The 20,639-nt window shown below is 65.6% G+C and carries 16 protein-coding genes, 1 tRNA gene and 4 pseudogenes; 9 read left to right on the top strand and 12 right to left on the bottom strand.

What is annotated here, in order from left to right:
- Positions 1-337 precede the first annotated feature (337 nt).
- The gene (locus JM664_RS09605; RefSeq protein WP_227419683.1) at positions 338-808 is read right to left on the bottom strand and encodes a pilus assembly protein N-terminal domain-containing protein; all 471 of its coding nucleotides are present in this window, start codon (positions 806-808) and stop codon (positions 338-340) included.
- A 444-nt stretch (positions 809-1,252) separates the two neighbouring features.
- On the opposite strand from JM664_RS09605, the pseudogene JM664_RS19005 reads away from it, so the two are divergent.
- Positions 1,253-1,757: pseudogene (locus tag JM664_RS19005) on the top strand (transposase); the annotation flags it as partial.
- Here JM664_RS19005 and JM664_RS09595 read toward each other — a convergent pair.
- Positions 1,743-2,039, bottom strand: a pseudogene (locus tag JM664_RS09595) (ATP-binding protein); the annotation flags it as partial. The pseudogenes JM664_RS19005 and JM664_RS09595 overlap by 15 nt on opposite strands.
- A 213-nt stretch (positions 2,040-2,252) precedes the next feature.
- On the opposite strand from JM664_RS09595, the gene JM664_RS09590 reads away from it, so the two are divergent.
- From JM664_RS09590 to JM664_RS09570, 5 genes are all read left to right on the top strand, one after another.
- Entirely contained in the window at positions 2,253-2,645 is a 393-nt protein-coding gene (locus tag JM664_RS09590) for a molybdopterin dinucleotide binding domain-containing protein (RefSeq protein WP_227419957.1), read from the top strand.
- 1,042 nt (positions 2,646-3,687) lie between these two features.
- Positions 3,688-3,927: a hypothetical protein gene (locus JM664_RS09585; RefSeq protein WP_227419681.1), complete on the top strand. Its 240-nt coding sequence runs from the start codon at positions 3,688-3,690 to the stop codon at positions 3,925-3,927.
- 361 nt (positions 3,928-4,288) lie between these two features.
- Positions 4,289-4,849 carry a hypothetical protein gene (locus tag JM664_RS09580; protein ID WP_227419680.1) on the top strand — a complete coding sequence of 187 codons (561 nt, stop codon included), beginning with the start codon at positions 4,289-4,291 and terminating at the stop codon, positions 4,847-4,849.
- Positions 4,850-5,173: 324 nt separating this feature from the next.
- Positions 5,174-6,463 (top strand): hypothetical protein, encoded by a 1,290-nt coding sequence (locus tag JM664_RS09575; protein ID WP_227419679.1) that lies wholly within the window; start codon positions 5,174-5,176, stop codon positions 6,461-6,463.
- A gap of 1,525 nt (positions 6,464-7,988) precedes the next feature.
- Positions 7,989-8,147 (top strand): hypothetical protein, encoded by a 159-nt coding sequence (locus tag JM664_RS09570; RefSeq protein WP_227419678.1) that lies wholly within the window; start codon positions 7,989-7,991, stop codon positions 8,145-8,147.
- Positions 8,148-8,156: 9 nt separating this feature from the next.
- On the opposite strand, the gene JM664_RS09565 is transcribed toward JM664_RS09570, so the two are convergent.
- From JM664_RS09565 to ilvC, 3 genes are all read right to left on the bottom strand, one after another.
- Positions 8,157-8,363, bottom strand: coding sequence for a helix-turn-helix transcriptional regulator (locus tag JM664_RS09565; RefSeq protein WP_227419677.1), 207 nt, complete (start codon positions 8,361-8,363; stop codon positions 8,157-8,159).
- Between the two features lie 274 nt (positions 8,364-8,637).
- Positions 8,638-8,714, bottom strand: a tRNA-Met gene (locus JM664_RS09560).
- 115 nt (positions 8,715-8,829) lie between these two features.
- Positions 8,830-9,852, bottom strand: coding sequence for a ketol-acid reductoisomerase (ilvC, locus tag JM664_RS09555; protein ID WP_227419676.1), 1,023 nt, complete (start codon positions 9,850-9,852; stop codon positions 8,830-8,832).
- Between the two features lie 157 nt (positions 9,853-10,009).
- Between ilvC and JM664_RS09550 the strand changes: the two genes are divergently transcribed.
- A complete protein-coding gene (locus JM664_RS09550; RefSeq protein WP_227419675.1) occupies positions 10,010-11,137 on the top strand; it encodes an aminotransferase class V-fold PLP-dependent enzyme in 1,128 nt (375 codons plus the stop codon).
- Here the strand turns inward: JM664_RS09550 and JM664_RS09545 are convergent.
- Entirely contained in the window at positions 11,134-12,324 is a 1,191-nt protein-coding gene (locus JM664_RS09545) for an FAD-dependent monooxygenase (protein WP_227419674.1), read from the bottom strand. The genes JM664_RS09550 and JM664_RS09545 overlap by 4 nt on opposite strands.
- 43 nt (positions 12,325-12,367) lie before the next feature.
- Positions 12,368-13,015 (bottom strand): pyrimidine 5'-nucleotidase, encoded by a 648-nt coding sequence (locus JM664_RS09540; RefSeq protein WP_227419673.1) that lies wholly within the window; start codon positions 13,013-13,015, stop codon positions 12,368-12,370.
- 72 nt (positions 13,016-13,087) lie between these two features.
- On the opposite strand from JM664_RS09540, the pseudogene JM664_RS09535 reads away from it, so the two are divergent.
- Positions 13,088-13,727: pseudogene (locus tag JM664_RS09535) on the top strand (GntR family transcriptional regulator).
- A 3-nt stretch (positions 13,728-13,730) separates the two neighbouring features.
- Here JM664_RS09535 and JM664_RS09530 read toward each other — a convergent pair.
- Positions 13,731-15,695 (bottom strand): glycosyltransferase family 2 protein, encoded by a 1,965-nt coding sequence (locus tag JM664_RS09530; RefSeq protein WP_227419672.1) that lies wholly within the window; start codon positions 15,693-15,695, stop codon positions 13,731-13,733.
- Positions 15,696-15,781: 86 nt separating this feature from the next.
- Positions 15,782-16,924, bottom strand: coding sequence for a glutamine-hydrolyzing carbamoyl-phosphate synthase small subunit (gene carA / locus JM664_RS09525; protein ID WP_227419671.1), 1,143 nt, complete (start codon positions 16,922-16,924; stop codon positions 15,782-15,784).
- Between the two features lie 140 nt (positions 16,925-17,064).
- On the opposite strand from carA, the gene JM664_RS09520 reads away from it, so the two are divergent.
- Positions 17,065-17,523 carry a GatB/YqeY domain-containing protein gene (locus tag JM664_RS09520; protein WP_227419670.1) on the top strand — a complete coding sequence of 153 codons (459 nt, stop codon included), beginning with the start codon at positions 17,065-17,067 and terminating at the stop codon, positions 17,521-17,523.
- Here JM664_RS09520 and JM664_RS09515 read toward each other — a convergent pair.
- The 3 genes and pseudogenes from JM664_RS09515 to lipB form a co-directional block, all read right to left on the bottom strand.
- On the bottom strand, positions 17,504-18,067 hold the full coding sequence (locus JM664_RS09515; RefSeq protein ID WP_264465596.1) for a DUF2244 domain-containing protein: 564 nt from the start codon (positions 18,065-18,067) through the stop codon (positions 17,504-17,506). The two genes, JM664_RS09520 and JM664_RS09515, sit on opposite strands and share 20 nt — an antisense overlap.
- Before the next feature lie 5 nt (positions 18,068-18,072).
- Positions 18,073-19,746, bottom strand: a complete 1,674-nt coding sequence (gene ctaD / locus JM664_RS09510; RefSeq protein WP_227419668.1) for a cytochrome c oxidase subunit I — start codon at positions 19,744-19,746, stop codon at positions 18,073-18,075.
- Positions 19,747-19,896: 150 nt separating this feature from the next.
- A pseudogene (gene lipB / locus JM664_RS09505) lies at positions 19,897-20,541 on the bottom strand (lipoyl(octanoyl) transferase LipB); the annotation flags it as partial.
- Positions 20,542-20,639 lie beyond the last annotated feature (98 nt).

Genomic DNA, 20,639 nt, shown 5'->3' with positions numbered 1-20,639 from the left:
TTCCGGGTCCTTTCAATTTGCCCGACTATCCGGGCGGAGGGTGAGCTCAAACGGATAGGCGGGATTTGCGTATCCGCTCCTTTCGACCGCATTCGAGACAATCTGGATCATCTGCGAGGCGTGAAGGTGCCGTCCACCGAGACCTTAAGATCGTCCGACCACGTCGATCGGATGAGGTGTTGTGGGGTCGAATCGGTTATCGAGCTCTGAACGGAATTCGCTTTGTGGGAAGAGCTTTACGAAACTTCGTGATGCTTCGGTCACAGACGCGCGAGGTCGCCGCAGATGTGGCTGACTAGAGCTGCTCAGGCAGGCGTTTGAGCTCGCAGGCCCCGTATCAGAGCTGCGGGACGTTCCCATCGGCGACAGGAATGTCGGAGGTTGGCCTCGGATCGAACTGGCGCGATGCCGGGGCATGCAGGCCCATCCCGTCCAGCGGAGCACATGCCGGATCGCATCGGAGAAGCTCGCGCTCCTGACCGCGTCTTACCACGATCGTTGTGCCCCGCTCGGCCACGCGCAGCGCGATGTGGTCTATTTCGGCGCCGTCGTCGTCGAGCACGATGACGTTCGTCTCGCCAGGCTCAAGCCCTGTCAGAACCAGAATGTCGGAGGCCGCGAGCGACGCCGCCGCGACCTCCGAGTCGCCGACGATGACCGTTCCCGGCTCGCGAGAGTAGCGTCTGAGCTCGGCCTGCCCCGGCGCAACCGTGACCGCCGCTAGCGCTTGCTTCTGCGCGACGTTGATGTCAGCCAGGCTCTCGGATGCCGCCGCTGCCGGAAGAGCGGGTACCACACCATATGCCACCAGAGCGGCGATCATGAAACGCCGTGGCTCTGTAGTCTGCCTCTGGCTTCTGCGCATGAGAGAGCGAGCCTCTTTCTATCACGCACGCGGACTGGTTCCACATGCCTCTGGGTCGTTGCGGACTACAGGGCTCAAGGTTGAAATCTGGTTTACTTCCATCAAGGCCAGCGCCGTTCGTATGCCGAATGGGGATGCGGCAGGCCTAAGTTTCTCCTTCACACCCCTCGAGCATTTACCTTTCGCTTGCTCTGCAGCACAAAGCGGCTAAGGGATCCTTCTGCTGAACCCATCGTGGTAGCTGGAGCGCATGAGCTGGCTTTCAGTCACGACACGCAAGTTCAGGAACCGGTCCGCCTGCAACGAACTCACTGACGATCTGGCTCGACCCCGGAATGTATCGGGACGCTACGCCGACAAGCCGACGCGGCCGACGCGGCCGACGGCAAGTATGGCGGCCCCAGGCGGCGGGTCTGGCGCAGGATACGCCTCGGATCGACGAGGAGACGCTGGAGTTCCGTTCCCTCGGGATCACCGGGAGGCACATCGGCGATGCACGGGCCCTGCCCGATCTGCTCAGCCACGTCCGGGCGGACGAGGAGATCGGCTCTGTCACCGCCAACGGCGCCTGCGATACCCGCGAATGGCACGATGCGATTGCTGCCCGCAGCGCCTGTGCCGCAATCCCGCCGCGCAGGACCGCAGGCCCGTGGAAGATGTCGCTCCTGGTGCAGTTGCAAGGATGAAGCGGTGCGGCATCGAGCTAACTCGGCCGGGCGCCGTGGGGACGATGGAGCGGATAACACCGCCGGAGCCGCGTCGTGGCGACGATGCATTGCGCAGACCTGCGCCAGCGCCTCATGGCCCGGGGCCTCGAGTACGAGGTTGCCGAACACCTGGTCCGGATCGTCGTCCTGAAGGCTACACCGCGCTCGGCTTACCCGGCACCGACATTGGCAAAGCTCTTCTGGAGGCGCGGGAGCCTGCGATCGCCGGCGACCTGCATAAAATCGTGAATCAAAGCCGCGGCGGTGGTGAAGCCGACCTTCCGGCCCTTCTGGCAGGCGGTCTGACCGAGCCCGCACACGACGTGCGTCTTGCTCGTGCCGCTCGATCCCAGAGCGAGGAGTTCCCCCCGGCGGTCGATGAATCCGCAGCGCGCCAGCTCCATGGTCAGCGCCTTGTCGAGAGACGGGATCGCCGAGAAGTCGAATCTGTCGAGGCTCCTGGCCGCCGGGAGTTCGCCATGGTGCCGCCATTGGCTCGAGAACCATGGCGGACGCGGCCTTGATGCAGCCTGCGGTCATGAGACGCCACAGCGGCACATGTCACCGCGACGTCGGGAGGATCGATGGTAGCGGATGGCCGTGCGCTGTTCCTCGTCGCCGAGTGGACCGGCCTCTAGGCGCCGGGCGAGGAGGCGCAGCGCGAGAGCTACCCCTACCTCATCAACAATGGGCGCGCGAACCTCGTGTGGCAGTCGGCCTATCTCGACAAGGACAACGACCTGGTCATGGACCGCTGGCCGTACCCTTTCATCGAGATGCATCCCGACGACATGGCCGGGATCGGCGTCGCCGAGGGCGATCTCGTCGAGGTCTGGAACGACACCGGCTCGACCCAGGCCATGGCCTACCCGACGCCGACGGCGCGCCGCGGCGAGACCTTCATGCTCTTCGGCTACCCGACCGGCTTGCAGGGCAACGTCATCAACGGCGACGGCGTGAACGAGCTGGTGATCCCGAACTACAAGCAGACCTGGGGCAACATCCGCAAGCTCGCCGACCGCCCCGCCTCGGTGTCGCACCTGTCGTTCAAGTCGAAGGAGTACATCGGCTAAGCTATTGGGCCGCGGCGCGCCGCCGCGGCCGCCTCGGCTCATCGGTCGCTTCCGCTCGGTTATCCAAGAGTCTCGAGCCGCCATCGCAGCAGATGCGATTGATGTCGCGGTTGGACAACGCGCGCCGACCTCCAATCAACTTCACGCTTACAATCAGCAATCGACAGCCCGGTGAGTCTGGTCAGCCACCCCGATCAGGACTCTGCGGAGGTACCGAGAAGCGCTCTGTCGGGTTCACCGAATGTCAGCTCTGGCGACGACGACCCAAACCACGGCAGTCGCAGAGAATGGCCGCTCATGGCGCATCGCGACGGCTTCGACGGCTTCGACGGTTGCGGAGCGCGTCGCGGGCGCGGTCGTCGGCGAAGGTCTGCTTCGACGGGATCGGCTCCGAATTGCGCGACCGCAGAGAATTCACACTCTCCGCCCTTCCTACGGGGGGTTTTGCTGACGCAGCGATGATCGAGCGTCCGCAGCGAACGGCAGGCAGGTCCCGCGCTGCTGACATTCTTCGAGAGCGCGCTTTCGCGTGAACTGGGAGGGATCGTCGCCTTGGGACCTCAAAAGCTCGGTGGGGGTGTAGGTAGCACGCGCGCGCCTCCCCTCTCTGCCGATTTTCGCCGCCATTTCCGCAACTTCCTCACTGGGTTGAAAAAGGGGAGAGATCACCCACACGGGGTGATCGGCGCCCAACCTCAACCTTTTCCGCTCACCGCCTCAACTTCCCCCAACCGCCGCCGTCGGCGGCGCGCTGCGCCAATCTGAAAGGGGCGCTAACCCTAGACTGCACTGGGCGCACCGCGCCGCTGGTCCGGGTTGCCCTAGCGCGTCGGCCTTCCCCGCGATCGACGTGGCCGATGAGCTCGCACCGGAAGGTCCTACGCAAGGACAACGGAGTGCCGCGGGCGCACTGGCTCGGGCAGCTCCCAGGATCTGTGTGGGAAGCAGGTCAGGAGAGAGAAGGCAGGCGCCGATGGCCGACCGCCGGTCTGGCTCCTCTGATTGAGAGCCAGAACGGTGGACGGCCGGAGAGGCGCCTCGAGTGAAGGATGACGACGGGAAGACCTTGACCCCGGCCATGAGCCGGTTCCTCGAAGCGGAGAACAACATGTTCGATGAAATAATTCCCTACGTCGTTGGCCACGATGTCTCAGGCGATCCTGTCGCACCACTGCGCGTTTTCGTCGGCGAAAATCGAGACGCGCTGATCCAGGCGGCAGCGCTGCTCGCCGGTCGCCGGGGCGCCCGCCTCGCCTTCAGCGTCGCCGACGATCTGGCCTAGCGGCACCCGGCAGTTGGCGGAACAAGCGGACATCCGTGCGCAGAAGGCGCTACTTCCCGAGGCCCACACGATCGGCCCTACCATCGAGGATTGTCGCTTGCGGCTCTGGCCTCCGATCGAGAACAACGCGATTTGAATATAGCCGAGCTCCGACTGATATGCGATGCACGGCGGAGCGGAGCAGTTCGGCCGAAAAAAGTTATGGTAGAAAAGTTCAAAGATGTCGAGCGCCAGTTTGCACTCCTCGTTGCCGTCGTCCGTGGTGCTTTCAAGCCGAGCCTCGCAGCTCTGGTTCGCCGCACAATCAATGAACATTTGCCGAGATAACGCTGAGCTCCGAGATCACCGCCATCCATTTTTCGTGCGCATGATAAGGTGGGCAGTCGATGATCCGTTGGTCTCCATAGCAATTGTAGCGCTCGCATATCTCGTCGCAGTCGTTTTGTCCGATCTGGAATGGCTCCACGGCTTCAGCCTGGCAGCCGATGGGCAGGCGAGCGTTAGAGACTTTTGGACTTTCAACATCGGTCTTCTCGCCGTCCACGCCGCATTGATTGGCGTAGTCTTCCCTCTTGTGATCGCCTTCGTTGGCCTTCTCAATCAGGGCCGAGCCACTTTTTCTTCGAGACTCACGATATACGTCGACTCATCTCGAGCTCTCTTCGTGGGAATGAGTTCGCTGTTCCTGTGCCTCGCTCTCCTTGCCCAACTACTTTTTGCAGAGCGAATTGGCGACGCGGGTGCCACAGCAACGCTCCTTTCTCTGGCTTGGTTTTCAGTCAATGCTCTTGCGCTTGCTTATTTTGTTCTGAAGACAATCGCCTTTCTTCATCCCGCTCGACGTGCGCCCATTATGCGCGCCTATGTGGCGAACGAGGTCTGGCCGCGAGAGATGACGGCAGTGGTCGCTGCCAGTCGGTGAGCAAGTGCCGTGGAAGACGGTCATCTGCCCGAAGGTGATGACGTTGACCCTTTAGCAAGCGGAGCGCGCGCACGTGCGACATGCCGCCCATTGGAGTGGAGGCGAGTCGCGTGTCTCCCGCCATCTCCCGTTGTCAGGTTTGGAATTCTTGCGCCTGTAGTATCGCTCTGGCTGACCCAATCACGCGAGCGCAAGGACGAAGTAACGCACCTCTCTCGAGCGACCCTGCCTTTCGGACCGGTCGCGCGCTGGGCATTGCGAGCAGCATTTCAATTCCGCCAAGTGCCTGCCGAAAACGAGGCTTTCAGAGAGAGCAGCCGGGTCTTGAGCGAAATGATCGCAGACTTGCTCGTCCTAATCGACGCGCGTCAAGTCAGCGAGTTTCATGAACAGATTCGCGAGGTCGCCGGTTCAGGCGAGGAATTCAGTGACGGCAGCTACGCGGCCCACATTGACCCTTTGATTGAAGCCATGAGCGGGTCCAGAGACTCTCCCAGAGTCGCAAGGCGCACTTACACCTTCTCTGGCGGGCCATCTTTTTCGGCTTTGATGCAAGCGCAATCGATCGCGCTCATTGCAACAACTTCACGCCCAACGATTCCCGGCGCTCGCATCCGGCGGCTTCTCACTCTATCGGACGATAAAGCTCTCAGGCGAATGGATAGCAATATCAGTTCAATGTTGTCTGCCCTCGACGGACTGGATACTGACCGATACTATAGCTTGCTTTCGGCTGTTGATGTTTCCATAGACGGTCAAACGAAGGACATACGTCGAGGTTATGTTAGGCAGCCACTCGAGCAGTCACTTGAGATTCTCAGGAGGCGTCGTGACGAGGCAATTCTGGCCGCCGAACTCGATGACGCTCGACTGCAAGAAATATCCTCAGCAGCAGCTTCCGCGGCGTTCATAGCTAATGACTTTCCGCGTCATCTCTTCGGAGAGATTTCACCGACTTCCGAGCCATTGACTCCGTTCACCATTACGTTCGACGGACTGAATAAAGGAGAGTTCACCAACCTACCGATGGCTCAGCCCGTTCTGAACGAGGAGGAATGGTGGCGCGAGACCGTCTCACACCAAGTGGCGGCTGTGGTCTGGTCGGACGTCATCCGAGGAATGGATTGGCAGGAGATCGAGGGCCGAACACCTGATGAGTTTTGGCGCGCGGTCCGGGACGGCAGTGCGAGGAATCGCGCTGATGGCCACGATCCAGTCCTCGTAATCGGCAATGCAAGCGGGCCCGGATGGCACTCTGACTGGCAGTGGCCCGAACTGTCCGACGGCGCTTCGCCTCCGGAAGATTTGATCATCATACGAGAGGAGGATCACGTCAATTCGTATGAGTTCTCGATGAATGACACGCCGGTGTATAGCGCGCGGATCGAGCCCGGCGTGGTATATCTGATCCCAGCGCAACTACTTCATGCGTTCCACTGTCATGTATATGAAAACGGCCTGTCAGTGTCTCTCGCTTTTCAGACCCAGCACGATGATCCTTGGCTGGGATCGATGCACACGAGCTTCGAGCGCGACATAGTATTGGCGGATTTGAGGGCCTACCGTATCCGGTGGACGGATGATGAGAACGCGCTTTCAGAGATGAGCGGGTAGAGTGGAGGGTGACGGTTCACTCGTGCTTGCAAGTGGGCTACCGCATGCGCTTGGCATGCATCCGATCTGCGTAAGCGCCATAGGAAAACGCTCGCGAATCGAAAAACGAGCGATTGGTTCGTCCTATCGCCTCACTAATCGGTGGGTAGATCGCAACTCGAACCTGCGCCCGCTCCCGAAGGGGGCGGGTTCAATACTCAGTAGGAAACTCGCACTGCGGCTTCCCCTGTATTTGAGTTTCCTCTTCCGCTCAGGGCTCTGTCCCGGGACACTGCGCCTCCAGCGGGACGCTCGCGCGGCGGGCGGCCCCGGGCGGGCGTGCGACCGGAGCGGATAGCGTCCGCACCTGCGCCTCCGGCGGCCGGGAGCAGTCGTTCCTCGCTCTCCCCCTGAACCCCCGTTGCTTTGGCCTTCCCAGCCCTGGACGGCGTATCTCACCACCCGCCCCGGACGGGAACAACGCGGAGGTAGTTCGATGCGCTCAGGTCCGCCTGTCGCGATCCGGCTCCTTGTCGAGAGCCCGATCGGATAGCCGGCCCGGTAGACGCGCCAAGAAGGAATGTTGAAGGCAGGACGATCTCGGCCCCGGCTAACCTGCCGGCTCCTCTCGACGACGACTTCGACAGCAAAGAGCGCGCACGTTTCGCACTTCTCGACCCCGCATCGCCGATAGTGAGGAGATCTGCCTCGTCACCGACGGGCTGCGCGATGCCATCGACATGACCGATCTGGATCACCCGTCAGCATCGCGCCTTTCGGCAGCGGCGTGGGTCCGTACCTTCCCCGACGTCGCTGGTTCGCTCCTGACCGGCGGCGCTTGACCGAGAGCATCTGATACGGAGCCCTCGCCCGCGGGCTCTCGCGTGGGGCCTCTATGTCCATGATGCACATTCTACGCCCCAACTCGTAGCGGATGCGGACGACCGCTACCAATGTCTTGACGGCTTCGCATCCATCGAAACCGCAACGCTGCCGGAGCCTCGTGACTTGCGGATGCGTAGGGGCCGGTGAGGTCCTAAGCGGGCTCGCAGAACTCGTGGGCCTGCGACATGCGAGGCTCGCGCGCCATGCCTCGATGTCGTTCTGCGAAAGCGGGCAGCGATCGGGACCGGAGTTCTCGACGAGGCCTGCATCAGCGGTGGCCCCCCCCAAGTCTCGACGCGGCTGTGCGGTTCTACGGCGCCCGGCTCGGGCGATCCATCTTTGTGCTCGACTACGCCCGTGCCTTCGGTGTCAGCGCCCATCCGCCAGCGGCGGCGCTCTTGAAGACGACAGCAGATCTTCCATCGCCCCTGCTATGGACTGTCGTCCGAAAAACCCATCTGAACTTGCTTCCACGACCGCCCTCGTCGCCACGCCTCAGGAACGGCGCGAAGACGCCTTCCTCGACGACGCCGACTTCAGCCGTCGGGACGGGGCCAAGCTTCTACGGCCTGTTCTCCGTCCTGGGGTTCAAGACGGAGGCGGAGGCGGCGGCCGAACTCGTCGGCCTCTGCGCCGCCCTCGGCCCGACGGCTCGGCTGTGATGGCCGAACTGGCGGAGATCGCGATCTCGCTGAACATGCTGTTGTTCCGGGAGATCGACGCGCTCGCCATGCAGGGCTGCGCGTCATTCGATCTATGGCGTCGTGCGCTGGTCAGGTGCGCGGTGGCTAACTTCTGCGCCCGCCTCGCCGCGACCTGATCGGCTCGTTCAGTCCTTGAGGCGGTCGTCAGAGAGACGCTCGATGACCGCCTCCACTTCCGACATTCTCCAGCGCGAGGAGCTGCCCAGCTTCAGCGGCTTCGGGAACCTCTTGTTCTTGATGTCGCGGTAGATGCTGGCGCACGACCGCTTGAGGATCTCCATAAGCGTGGCGATCCCGACGAGGCTCTCGGGGTTGGGCGAAGTGGTGTGCATGATGATCTCCTTGTCGCGATGCGAGGGGGAGATCGGTCCGTTTCTTGCGGGCGAAAAACGTCGCAGCGCGTCTCGGGCGAGAACTTCTCGGGCGCGCTCATTGAAAACCCAGGACTTGCTGCTGCGCTGCTCAGCACGGATCGTGCACGCCGTGGATTGGAGCGTCGCCAGCCAACACCGCATTCTTGCCACCCCGGCGCCACCCCGCGCTGTGTTCCGCAGATCGGGCCTTGAACCCATATAGGAGGAAGTCACCGAGAATACTGGGGAAATTTGGTAGCGGAGGAGGGACTTGAACCCCCGACACGCGGATTATGATTCCGCTGCTCTAACCAACTGAGCTACTCCGCCAGAAGCGAGGGCGGGGATAGGCGAGCGGGGGTATCGCGTCAAGCGGATATTCCGCCCTCCGGCCCGCTCTGCCTCACCCGCCATGCGGGGCGGGGACGCGCCCCGCCGTCGACGGTCAGTTGCGCGACTGGTCGACGAGCTTGCCCTCGCCGATCCAGGGCATCATGCCACGCAGGCGCTCGCCCACTTCCTCGATCTGGTGCGCGTCGTTGTTGCGACGGGTCGACTTGAAGAAGGGCTGGCCGACCACGTTCTCTGTCATGAAATCGCGGACGAAGGCGCCGGACTGGATGTCGTCCAGAATGCCCTTCATGCGCTCCTTCGTCTCCTTGTAGGGCAGGACACGCGGGCCGGAGACGTACTCGCCGTATTCGGCCGTGTTCGAGATCGAGTAGTTCATGTTGGCGATGCCGCCCTCGTAGATCAGGTCGACGATCAGCTTCACCTCGTGCAGGCACTCGAAATAGGCCATTTCGGGCGCATAGCCCGCCTCGACCAGCGTCTCGAAGCCGCAGCGGATCAGCTCTACCAAGCCGCCGCAGAGCACCGCCTGCTCGCCGAACAGATCGGTCTCGCACTCTTCCTTGAAGGTGGTCTCGATGATTCCGGAGCGGCCGCCGCCGATCGCGGAGCAGTAGGAGAGGCCGAGCTCGAGTGCGCGGCCCGAGGCGTCCTCGTGCACCGCGACGAGGCAGGGGACGCCGCCGCCGCGCGCATACTCGCTGCGCACCGTGTGGCCGGGACCCTTGGGTGCCATCATGATGACGTCGACGCCGGGCTTGGCCTCGATCAGGCCGAAATGGATGTTGAGGCCGTGCGCGAAGGCTATGGCCGCACCCTCGCGTATGTTGTCGTGGACGTGCTTGCGGTAGGTCTCGGCCTGCAGCTCGTCCGGCATGGTGAACATCATCAGGTCGCACCACGCGGCCGCGTCGGCGATCGACATCACCTGCAGGCCGGCGGCCTCGGCTTTCTTTGCCGATGCCGATCCCTCGCGCAGCGCCACGGCGACGTTCTTCGCGCCGGAGTCCCGGAGGTTCAGCGCGTGCGCATGACCCTGGCTGCCGTAGCCCAGGATGGCCACCTTCTTGTCCTTGATAAGATTGATGTCGCAGTCACGGTCGTAATAGACGCGCATTGGTTTTCCATCCCTCGTTTCGGCGCATTCGCGGTCTCGCGGCGCTGTCTAGAGGAAAACGGCGCGGATGCAATGTCCGCAGGCCTTCAGGTGTCGAGAGCATTTGCCGTCGGCCCGGCAGAGCGGTAGGCCACAAGGGCAAACAGGAGGGATGCTGATGACCGCCTTGCTCGACGATGTGGATCCCGACGGACTGCTCGAATATTCCGTTGTCTTCACCGATCGCTCGCTCAACCACATGAGCCTCGCCTTTCAGGAGATCATGCGCGAGCTCTCGGGCACGCTGCGTGACGTCTACGCCGCCGACGCGGTGGCGATCGTGCCTGGCGGCGGTACCTACGCGATGGAGGCTGTCGCGCGGCAGCTCGCGACGAACGCCCGCGCCATGGTACTCCGCAACGGCTGGTTCAGCTATCGCTGGAGCCAGATCTTCGAGATGGGCGGCATCCCGCAGTCGGAGACCGTGCTGAAGGCGCGTCGCACCGGCAACGAGGTTCCCGCGCCCTTTGCTCCGGCGCCGCTCGACGAGGTGGTTGAGCGCGTTCGGTCCGAGCGGCCGGAGGTCGTCTTCGCGCCGCATGTCGAGACCTCTGCCGGGATCATCCTTCCCGACGACTACATTCGCGGCGTCGCCGAGGCGGTGCACGAGGTCGGCGGCCTTTTCGTGCTGGACTGCGTGGCGTCGGGCTGCGTCTGGGTGGACATGAAGGCGCTTGGGGTCGACGTCCTGATTTCGGCGCCACAGAAGGGCTGGTCGGCCTCGCCCTGCGCCGGGCTGGTCATGCTGTCCGAGGCGGCGCGCGAGCGCGTGAAGGCGACGCGCAGCACGAGCTTCGCCGCCGATCTGGGCAAGTGGCTTTCGATCATGGAAGCCTACGAGGGCGGCGGGCACGCCTACCACGCCACGATGCCCACCGATGCGCTGCGCGTCTTCCGCGACACGATGGGCGAGATGCGCGCGTGGGGCTTTGAGCGGCTCAAGACGGCGCAGTGGGCGCTGGGCGAAAGGGTGCGTGGCGCGCTGGAGGCGCGCGGCGTGCGCTCGGTCGCGGCCGACGGGTTCGGCGCACCCGGGGTCGTGGTGAGCTATACCGACGATCAGGCGGTTCAGACCGGCCGCGCCTTCGCCCAGCAGGGTGTCCAGATCGCGGCTGGCGTGCCGCTGATGTGCGACGAGGGCGAGGAATTTCGAAGCTTCCGGATCGGGCTCTTCGGCATTGACAAGCTGCGCGACGTTGACGGCAGCGTCGCGCGATTGAAGGCTGCTCTGGCCGAAGTGCTCTAGAACCCGCCGTCGCCCAGGCCGGCGCGCATCACGCCGCGCCTGAGCGGCGCGAGGCCATGGACCGCCGCCAGGCCGGCCTGCCGCAGCGCCTGGACCGGCGCCTCGTTCGAGCGGCAGATGCGGTTGAAGAGGTCGATGGCCGTCGCGCGGGCACGGACATCCGCCTCGCGCGCGCGGACATACGCGGCCAGCGGCGCTTCGGCACCGGGATCATCGGCACCTTCGACAGCCGCGGTCAGCGCCGATACGTCGTGCAGCGACGTGTTCAGGCCCTGCGCCCCGATCGGCGGCAGGACGTGAGCGGCCTCGGCCATCAGCGCCACGCGCGGTGCCGTCAGCCGCTCGGCTCGGCTGGTGACGACAGGCCAGACCCGCCGCGGCCCGACCAGCGTCAGCGGTCCGAGGATGCCGAGGGAGCGCTGTGCCAACTCGGCTTCGAACTCCTCCGGCGGCATGGTGGCGAGGCGCGATGCGCGCGGTCCGTCCTCCATCCAGACGACGGCCGAAGCCGGCCGCTCCTGGTGATCGCGCACCGGCACCAAGGTGAAGGCGCCGCCGCGGTTGTAGATCTCAGTCGAGACGTTCCCATGCGGCTCCGGATGGATGACGGTGAACGCCAGCGCCTTCTGTCCGTAGCGCGTCGTGTGGGAGGGGATCTCCGCCGCCTCTCGCACGGGGGAGTTGCGGCCGTCGGCGCCGATCACGAGCCGGACGCGCAGCGGCTGGCCCTCGGTCAGTGTGACGAGCACTTCGCGGTCCCGCACCAGCATCCGCTGGAACCCGACGCCGAGGCGCAGGTCGACGCCCGGCATCTGGCCCGCCACTCGGACCAGCTCGCGTCGTGTCAGCCAGTTCGGCAGGTTCCATCCGAAGGTCTCGGCGCCGATGTCGTCAGGGCGGAACTCGCGCCGCGACCGTTCGACCGGCGGCCATCCCGAGCTGTCGATCACCCGGAGCGCGTCCAGCGGCGTCGCGTGCGGCTCGAGCGCGCTCCAGAGCCCCGCTTGGTCGAAGAGCCGGCGCGCGGGGCGCAGGAAGGCGGTGGTGCGCAGATCGGCTTCGGGATCCTCCGCCTCCCTCGGCAGCGCGGGATCGACGAGGCAGACACGGCATCCCTGGTTCCCGAGCGCTGCCGCCGCCACGAGTCCTGCAATGCCGCCGCCGGAGATCAGGATATCCGCGTCCATCGCCGGTGACCTAGCCCGCCTGCACCATGCCGGAAAGGCGCCTTCAGCCGCCGAGGCGCGCGAGGAAAGCCGTAAGGTCGACGGTGTGGTGGTGCACATGCGGCGCTTCCACGGCCTCTGGCGCGACCAGTACCGTGCGCATACCCAGCGCGTGCGGCTCCCGCAGGTTGCGCACGTCGTCCTCGAACATCGCCGCCGTCGCCGGCTCGCAGCCGTCGGTCCCGAACACCGTCTGATAGGCGACGATCTCAGGTTTCGGCCGGTAGCGCGCGTGTTCCACGCCATAGACCGCGTGGAACAGCCCCTCGAGCCCGCGCGCCGCCAGTACGCGGCGGGCATAGGGGGCGGAGCCGTTGGTGAAGACGATGCGCCGCCCAGGCAGTGCCCCGATTGCCGCGGCGAGGTCGGGATCGGGCGTCAGGGCATCCAGCGCGATCTCGTGCACGACCTCCAGATAGGGATCGGGGTCGATCCCGTGCTCCTCCATCAGGCCGGCGAGCGTGGTGCCATACCGCCGCCAGTAGTCGGCTCGCAGCGCGTCGGCCGCGGCCCGATCGAGCCTCAGCGCCTCCATCACCCATTGCGTCATCTTGAGCTGGATCTGCTCGAAGAGGCGCACCTCGGGCGAGTAAAGGGTGTTGTCGAGGTCGAAGACCCAGTGGCGCACGTGGGCGAACGAGGCGGCATGCATGGCTTCGCCATAGCCGATGCGGCGTCATCGGTCCACCTCGACAGGCCGCGGGGGCGGGGGATAGGTTGCGCCATGACCGGAGCCAAGCCGCAGAGAGACGCCTACGATCCGATCCTGCAGGCGATCGACACCGGCATCTATCGCCCCGGCGACCGGCTGGTGGAGAGCGAGCTGGGCAAGCGTTTCGCTGTCTCGCAGACGCCGAGCGCGAGGCGCCCCAGCGGCTCGAGAAGCAGTCCCTGCTGGTGCGGGACGGGCGCAGCCTGATCGTAGCGGCGCTCGACCACAACCAGAGGGCGGAGCTCTATGTGGTCCACGCAGGGCTCGAGGCGCTCGCCGCTCAGGAGGCGGTGCGGCATGCGATCGGAGAGGAGGTGCGGGTGCTGTCGGCCATGCTGGAGGAGGATCGGTCGCTGGTCGGCGATCCCCCTGCCCTCGCGCGGGCGAACCGACGCGTTCACCGGCAGATCCACCTCGCGTCGCACAACCGCCACCTGGTCCAGCAGCTCGACCTCGTCACCGCTCCATGGCGCTGATGGCTGAGACGTCGCTGGCCGTTCAGGGTCGCGGCGCCCGTCGCGCTCGACGAGCACGCGTTCATCGTCGACGCGATCGCGCGGGGTGACGGGCCTGCGGCGGACGTGGCCAGCGGTGGCACATCCCGGCCGTCTACGAGACGCGCCTCAGGCACGAGGCGGGTGCGGAGGGTTGAGCCTCAGCCGGCCCGTCCGACCTCCTGCGCCGGTTCGCCGAGCAGCTGGGGCGGCCGCGGCGGCGCGGGAACGGCTGTCGGCTTGGCACCAGCGACACCAGGCGACACGCCATGCTGGGTCTTGTCCCAGAAGAACGGCTTCGTCAGCAGCTCCAGCAGCCCTTTCCATGCCGCAATGGCACCAAGCGAGTAGTAGACATGGAGCGTCGGCGCCCAAGGGATCAGCCAACGGTGCGACGGCCTTGCCACGCCCAGCGCGGCGACGGCGACATTCAGTGCCTCCGTCGCCAGAAACAGGCCGCCGATGGTCCAGAGGACCGGCGCCGGCGTCCCCGCCATCGGGTGGGGCAGCCCAAGAAAGAGCAGCCAGAAGGACCAGAGCACCGGCGCCAGTGCGAACTGCGACAGCGTGCCGAGGAACATCACCTGCACGCCAAAGAAGCGCCAGGCCCCCAGATCGCGCCACAGGCAAACCGGGTCTCGCATGTGCGCGGCATAGGTCATCGCGTAGCCCTTGAGCCAGCGCGAGCGCTGCTTCACCCACCGCCAGGCCCGGCAGTTCGCTTCCTCCTGCGTCACCGTCGTCAGGAGTTCCGTTCGATAGCCGCGGCGCGCCAGTCTCAGGCCCAGGTCGGCATCCTCGGTGACATTGTGCGCGTCCCAGCCGCCCAGCGCTTCCAGCACGTCGCGGCGAAAGAACAACGTTGTTCCCCCTAGCGGCACAACGAGCCCTAGTCGCGCGAGACCCGGCAGGACCAGGCGGAACCATGCGGCGTACTCGATGGTAAAGCATCGCGAGAGCCAGTTCTGCGACGCGTTGTAGTAGTCGAGCACGCCCTGGAGACACGCGACCTCGGGTCCGCGCATTGCGAAGCCGGTCACCACGTGCCGGATCTGGTCGGGGTCTGGCCGATCCTCGGCATCGTAGACGCCGATGATGGAGCCGCGGCAGAAATCGAGCGCGTAGTTCAGCGCGCGCGGCTTTGTCTGCACCCCGCCGTGCGGCACGACGACCTGCCGCATCCATGGCGGCAGGACCGTCTCCGCGATCGTTTGCTGCGTGACGGTGTCGTCCTCCTCGACGACGAGGCAGATGTCGAGCAACTCGTGCGGGTAGTCGAGGCGCGACAGCCGCGCAATCAACCGACCCGCGATCTCCTTCTCACGGAGGAGCGGCACGAGGATGGAAACCGCCGGCATCCGCGTCAGTGGCGTCACCGCGGCCTCGCCGGATGCACCGCGTTTCCGGTCGCGCAGGACGGCCACCGTCGCCGCGGCCTTCAGCGCCGCCGTCGCGACCAAGGTCAGCACCGCCCACGCGGCAAAGATGCCGAAGCCCACCAGCGGCTCGAGCGCCGTGAGCGCGAGGCCCGCCAACGTCAGCGTCAGCACCGCCGCGGCCACCAGTCGCCCCAGGCGGCCGCGGCAGCTCATCTCGGCCGGCACCCGAAGTTCGGCAAGACGCGCCAGGTGGCGCTGCCGCACGGCGAGGATGGCCCGCTCCACCGCCTGCGGAGCGGCCACGGCCATCCGGACAGGACCGACGATCTGCGCGAGCGCGTCCTTCTGCGCCTCGAAGAGGTCCGGGCGGCTGGTGGCGATGACGACGTCGCTGCCGGCGCGCCGCCAGGGAACCATCCGCTCGCGCAGGCATCGTGACGCGCCGACCGCATCGACAAGGCGCGCGTCGGCTGGCTCCTCGACGAGATCGGCGAGCGAACCTCCCCACTGCTGGGCCACCGTTTCGTAGAGATCTGCTTCCGAAACCAGGCCGTGTGCCAGCAGCACATCCTCGAGCCGCAGGTCGCGTCCGGCCTGCATGACCTGCGCCTGCACCAGATCGCGGTGCGAGACGAGCCCGCGCTCGACGAGCAGCGCGCCGAGGTCCGGTCGTTCACGCGGCGCCTGCGCAGGCCCGTCGGCCGGGCGCGCGGTATCGGTAACTAGGCGGAGATTGGTCTGGAGCATGGCAGCCGGCGCGACGAACGTACCGGCGTTATCTGCGCCCGAGCGGTAAAGGAAGAATTAACGGTAACGGATGGTTAACGCCGCCCTCAGCCGCGCTGCATCGAGGACGCGAATCGCTCGAAGAGGTAGTAACTGTCTTGCGGGCCCGGGCTCGCCTCCGGGTGGTACTGGACGGAGAAGACCGGTCGGTCGCGCATGCGAATGCCGCAGTTCGACCCGTCGAAGAGCGAGACGTGCGTCTCGATCACGTTCTCGGGGAGGCTCTGCGAGTCGACGGTAAAACCGTGATTCATCGAGGTGATCTCGACCTTGCCCGTCTCGCGGTCCTTGACCGGATGGTTCGCGCCATGGTGGCCGTGGTTCATCTTGATGGTGCGCGCGCCGAGGGCGCGCGCCAGCACCTGGTGCCCGAGGCAGACGCCCATGACGGGTAGCTCTGTCCGGTCCAGCACCTCGCGGATCATCGGCACGGCGTATTCTCCCGTGGCGGCGGGATCGCCGGGACCGTTGGTGAGGAACAGGCCCTGCGGATCGAGGTCGAGGATGTCCTGCGCGGTCGCGGTCGCCGGCAAGACAGTGACGTCACAGCCCGCCGACGCCAGCGAACGAAGGATGTTGCGCTTGGCGCCGTAGTCGATGGCGACCACGCGCAGGCCCGGCTCTTCGCGGCGGGCGTAACCCTCGGGCCAGGCCCACCGCATCTCGTTCCAGCGGTAGGACTGGGCGCAGGTGACGTCCCGCGCAAGGTCACGGCCGACCAGCCCGGGAAAGGCGCGTGCCTTTGCCACCAGTTCGGCGATGTCGAAGCGCCCCTCGGGGTCGTACGCCAGCGCGACATGCGGGGCACCCTGATGCCGGATCGCACGCGTCAGCCGCCGGGTGTCGATGCCGCCGATGCCGATCCGGCCCCGCCGCTCGAGCCACGGCGCCAGCGCCTCGGCGGCGCGCCAGTTCGAAGGCTCGGTCGGGTCCCATTTCACCACGAGACCGGACGCGACCGGGTCCGCCGCCTCCTCGTCTTCCGGCGTCACGCCGACGTTGCCGACGTGGGGGAAGGTGAAGGTGACGATCTGACCCGCGTAAGACGGATCCGTCATGATCTCCTGATAGCCGGTCATCGCCGTGTTGAAGCAGAGTTCGGCCACCGTCTGACCAGTGGCGCCGAAGCCGCGACCGAAGAACACGGTCCCGTCGGCGAGGGCAAGACAGGCGGTCGGGTGCGCGATCATCGGTGCTCTCCAGGGGGCGGGACGGCGCGGAACCTATGACCGCCCCTTGGAGGGGTCAAGGCTGCGTCGGGGATGCCAGTTGTCCCTTGGCGGCCGCCGGGCTATCTCCGCGCCTCAGGATGCAAGAGGCGAGGCACCGAATGGCGCTGCGGAACCAGATCGAGGACGCGCTCAAGGTCGCCATGCGCGACAAGGAGGCGGAGCGTGTCTCCACGTTGCGCCTCATCAACGCCGCCATCCGTGATCGCGACATAGCGATGCGCGGGCAGAGCGAGGAGGGTGGCGTCACCGACGAAATCGTGCTGCAGATCCTCGGCAAGATGGTGAAGCAGCGGCACGAGAGCGCCCGCGCCTACGAGGAAGGCGGGCGGCTGGAGCTTGCCGAGAAGGAGCGCCGGGAGATCGCCATCATCGAAGGCTTCTTGCCGCGGAGGCTCTCCAAGGACGAGGTGTCGGCAGCCATCGACCAAGCTATCGCGGAGGCCGGCGCGAGCTCGATTCGTGACATGGGCCGGGTCATGGGCATCCTGAAGTCCGAGTACCCGGGCCGGATGGACTTCGCCGCCGTTGGCCCAATGGTCAAAGCGCGCTTAGGGTAGCTGCGCTCCGCTCTGCGCCGCAGGTCCGCTTGATGCGAATCAGCGCGCTTTCGAGTTCGGAATGAAGCGCCAGCCGCTCCTCGGCAGAGAGGAACGCGCCGATCTCCACCTCACGAGCGCCGCCGCGCAGAGTGAGGTAGTTCTCCACCGGACCGCCTGTGCGATGGAGATGGACGCTGACCCACGCTGGGTCCGCTGACCAGAGCCGCTCGTCGCCGTGCACCTCGCGTCGCACCAGCTCGACCCTCCGTGGCGCGAGAGACAGCGTCTCGGTCAGGCGCCCCTGCGCCGCGCTGACCCGCAGCGCCACCCAGACCAGCGCCAGCGCACCAAGCAGGAAGGGCAGGAGCATCCAGACAAGCACCGTCCCGATCAGGGGCAGGAGCGGCACCGCCAGCAATGCCGCGGTCGCGCCTACGAACGTGACAAAGCCGTTCGCGCTGAGGGACCTGTGCGGCCAGAGGTGTAACCGAAGCACCGGCGCAATGCAGGACACGGCCCCGTCGGGGGCCGCGTCTCTTGTTTCTTGCCATTCAAGCGGCATCGCCCTCAGTGCGCGACGCTGCGGTCCCAGTCGGTGCGCTTCGGCAGCGTCTCGAACGTGTGCTCGGGCGGCGGCGTCGGTAGCGTCCACTCGAGCGTGTCCGCGTGCTCGTTCCAGTAGTTAGGCCGGGCCTCGCGCGCACCGCGGAAAAGCGAGTAGGCGATCACACCGATGAAGAACAGGAACGAGGCGAAGGAGAGGAACGCGCCCCAGCTCGACACGCTGTTCCAGAAGGCGAACCCGTCCGGATAGTCAATGTAGCGGCGCGGCATCCCCTGCCGGCCGAGGAAGTGCTGCGGGAAGAAGGTGAGGTTGGCGCCGATGAAGAACGTCCAGAAGTGCACCTTGCCCGCCCACTCGGGATACTGGCGCCCGGTCATCTTGGAGAACCAGTAGTAGATCCCCGCAAAGATCCCGAAGACGGCGCCGAGGCTCATCACGTAGTGGAAGTGCGCCACCACATAATAGGTGTCGTGGTAGTAGCGGTCTATCGATGCCTGGCTCAGCACGATGCCAGTCACGCCGCCCACCGTGAAGAGGAAGATGAAGCCGATCGCGAAGAGCATCGGCGTCTCGAACGACAGGCTTCCGCCCCACATCGTGGCGATCCATGAGAAGATCTTGATGCCGGTCGGCACCGCGATAACCATCGTCGCCAGCATGAAGTAGCTCTGCTGGGTCAGGCTCATCCCCACCGTGTACATGTGGTGCGCCCAGACGACGAAGCCGAGCACGCCGATCGCGATCAGCGCCCAGACCATCGGCAGGTAGCCGAAGATCGGCTTGCGGCTGAACGTCGCCACGACGTGGCTGACGATGCCGAAGGCGGGCAGGATCACGATGTAGACCTCGGGGTGCCCGAAGAACCACAGGATGTGCTGGTAGAGCACCGGGTCGCCCCCACCCGCCGGGTCGAAGAACGTGGTGCCGAAATTGCGGTCGGTGATCAGCATCGTGACCGCGCCCGCAAGTACCGGCAGCGCCAGCAGGATCAGCCAGGCGGTGACGAAGATCGACCATGCGAACAGCGGCACCTTGAAGAGGGTCATGCCCGGAGCCCGCATGTTGAGGAAGGTCGTGATGATGTTGATCGCGCCGAGGATCGAGGATGCACCGGACAGGTGGACCGCGAAGAGCGCAAGATCGGTCGAGAAGCCCTGCTCGGTTGTCGAGAGGGGCGGGTAGAGCACCCAGCCGATACCGGAGCCCGCCTGACCGTTGCCGCCGGGAGCGAAAACCGAGCAGACCGCCATCGTGGTGCCGGCGACGAACAGCCAGTAGCTGAGGTTGTTCATCCGCGGAAACGCCATGTCTGGCGCGCCGATCTGCAGCGGCATGAAGAAGTTGCCGAAGCCGCCGAAGAGCGCCGGGATCACCACGAAGAACATCATCAGCACACCGTGCGCGGTGATGAGCACGTTGTAGAGGTGACCGTTCGGCGTGCAATTCTCTACCGCCGCGGGCAGCAGTCGCGCACCCTCGCGGCACATGTACTGGACGCCCGGATCCATCAGCTCGAGCCGCATGTAGACAGTGAAGGCGACCGAGATGAAGCCGGCGAGCGCAGCCGTCAGCAGGTAGAGGATGCCGATGTCCTTGTGGTTCGTGGACATGAACCAGCGGGTGAAGAACCCGCGATTGTCCTCATGCTCGTGGCCATGTACGGCGGCGTCGGCCATGGGATGTCTCCTGATTGCACGATCCGGGCGCACGACGAGCGCCGCGTTCTCGGCGTTCTAAAGTCCTCGCGGCGAAGGAGCAACGCCCTCTTGTACCGGCTGCCGCGGAAAAAGTGTCGCGCCCCTGCGCTCGGGAATCGGCGGGAGAGACGGAAAGACCTTCGGAAACGTGCGGCGAAGCGCGTCGTCGACGTCGCCCATCGTCACCGGCAGACCGAGATCGACGAGACTCGTCACGCCGTGCCCGGCGATGCCGCAGGGCACGATGCCGTCAAAGTGGCTCAGGTCCGGCTCGACGTTGATGGAGAGGCCGTGGAAACTGACCCAGCGGCGTATACGGACACCGATCGCGGCGATCTTGTCCTCGCGGACGCTGCCATCCGGGTGCGACGGCTTCTCGGGACGCACGACCCAGACGCCCACCCTGCCCTCGCGCCGCTCGCCGCGGACGCTGAACTCGGCCAGCGTCGCGATCACCCACTCCTCTAGTGCATGAACGAAGCGGCGCACGTCCCGCCCGCGCGCGCCGACGTCCAGCATGACGTAGACGACCCTCTGTCCCGGTCCGTGATAGGTGTACTGCCCGCCGCGGCGGGTCGCATGGACCGGGAAGCGCGACGGGTCGCGCAAATCCTCCGGCCGTGCGCTCGTCCCGGCGGTGTAGAGCGGCGGGTGCTCAACCAGCCAGACCGCCTCGTCCTCCTCGCCCCGCGCGATGCCCGCCGCAAGAGCCTCCATCCGGCGCACCGCCTCCTCGTATGCGGTCAGGCCGCGGGACGTGAGGAAGGCCGTCACGTCACCCTCGCTCGGGCCAGCAGCTGACGCATCGGCAGATTCCGCTCCGGCAAGCAACGGATTCGTGATAGGGTCGCGCGCATATATCGAAAGTCATA

Source organism: Roseitranquillus sediminis (assembly GCF_016918935.1).
GTDB classification, from domain to species: Bacteria; Pseudomonadota; Alphaproteobacteria; order Rhodobacterales; family Rhodobacteraceae; genus Roseitranquillus; species Roseitranquillus sediminis.
Note: the sequence above shows the minus strand (reverse complement) of the source record. Positions and strands in the feature narration are given on the sequence as shown.

Coding starts and splice junctions, on each gene's coding strand:
- JM664_RS09570 (WP_227419678.1), top strand. CDS start 7,989: ATGGCCGAACTGGCGGAGATCGCGATCTCGCTGAACATGCTGTTGTTC.
- JM664_RS09565 (WP_227419677.1), bottom strand. CDS start 8,363: ATGCACACCACTTCGCCCAACCCCGAGAGCCTCGTCGGGATCGCCACG.
- ilvC (WP_227419676.1), bottom strand. CDS start 9,852: ATGCGCGTCTATTACGACCGTGACTGCGACATCAATCTTATCAAGGAC.
- JM664_RS09550 (WP_227419675.1), top strand. CDS start 10,010: ATGACCGCCTTGCTCGACGATGTGGATCCCGACGGACTGCTCGAATAT.
- JM664_RS09545 (WP_227419674.1), bottom strand. CDS start 12,324: ATGGACGCGGATATCCTGATCTCCGGCGGCGGCATTGCAGGACTCGTG.
- JM664_RS09540 (WP_227419673.1), bottom strand. CDS start 13,015: ATGCATGCCGCCTCGTTCGCCCACGTGCGCCACTGGGTCTTCGACCTC.
- JM664_RS09530 (WP_227419672.1), bottom strand. CDS start 15,695: ATGCTCCAGACCAATCTCCGCCTAGTTACCGATACCGCGCGCCCGGCC.
- carA (WP_227419671.1), bottom strand. CDS start 16,924: ATGATCGCGCACCCGACCGCCTGTCTTGCCCTCGCCGACGGGACCGTG.
- JM664_RS09520 (WP_227419670.1), top strand. CDS start 17,065: ATGGCGCTGCGGAACCAGATCGAGGACGCGCTCAAGGTCGCCATGCGC.
- JM664_RS09515 (WP_264465596.1), bottom strand. CDS start 18,067: ATGCCGCTTGAATGGCAAGAAACAAGAGACGCGGCCCCCGACGGGGCC.
- ctaD (WP_227419668.1), bottom strand. CDS start 19,746: ATGGCCGACGCCGCCGTACATGGCCACGAGCATGAGGACAATCGCGGG.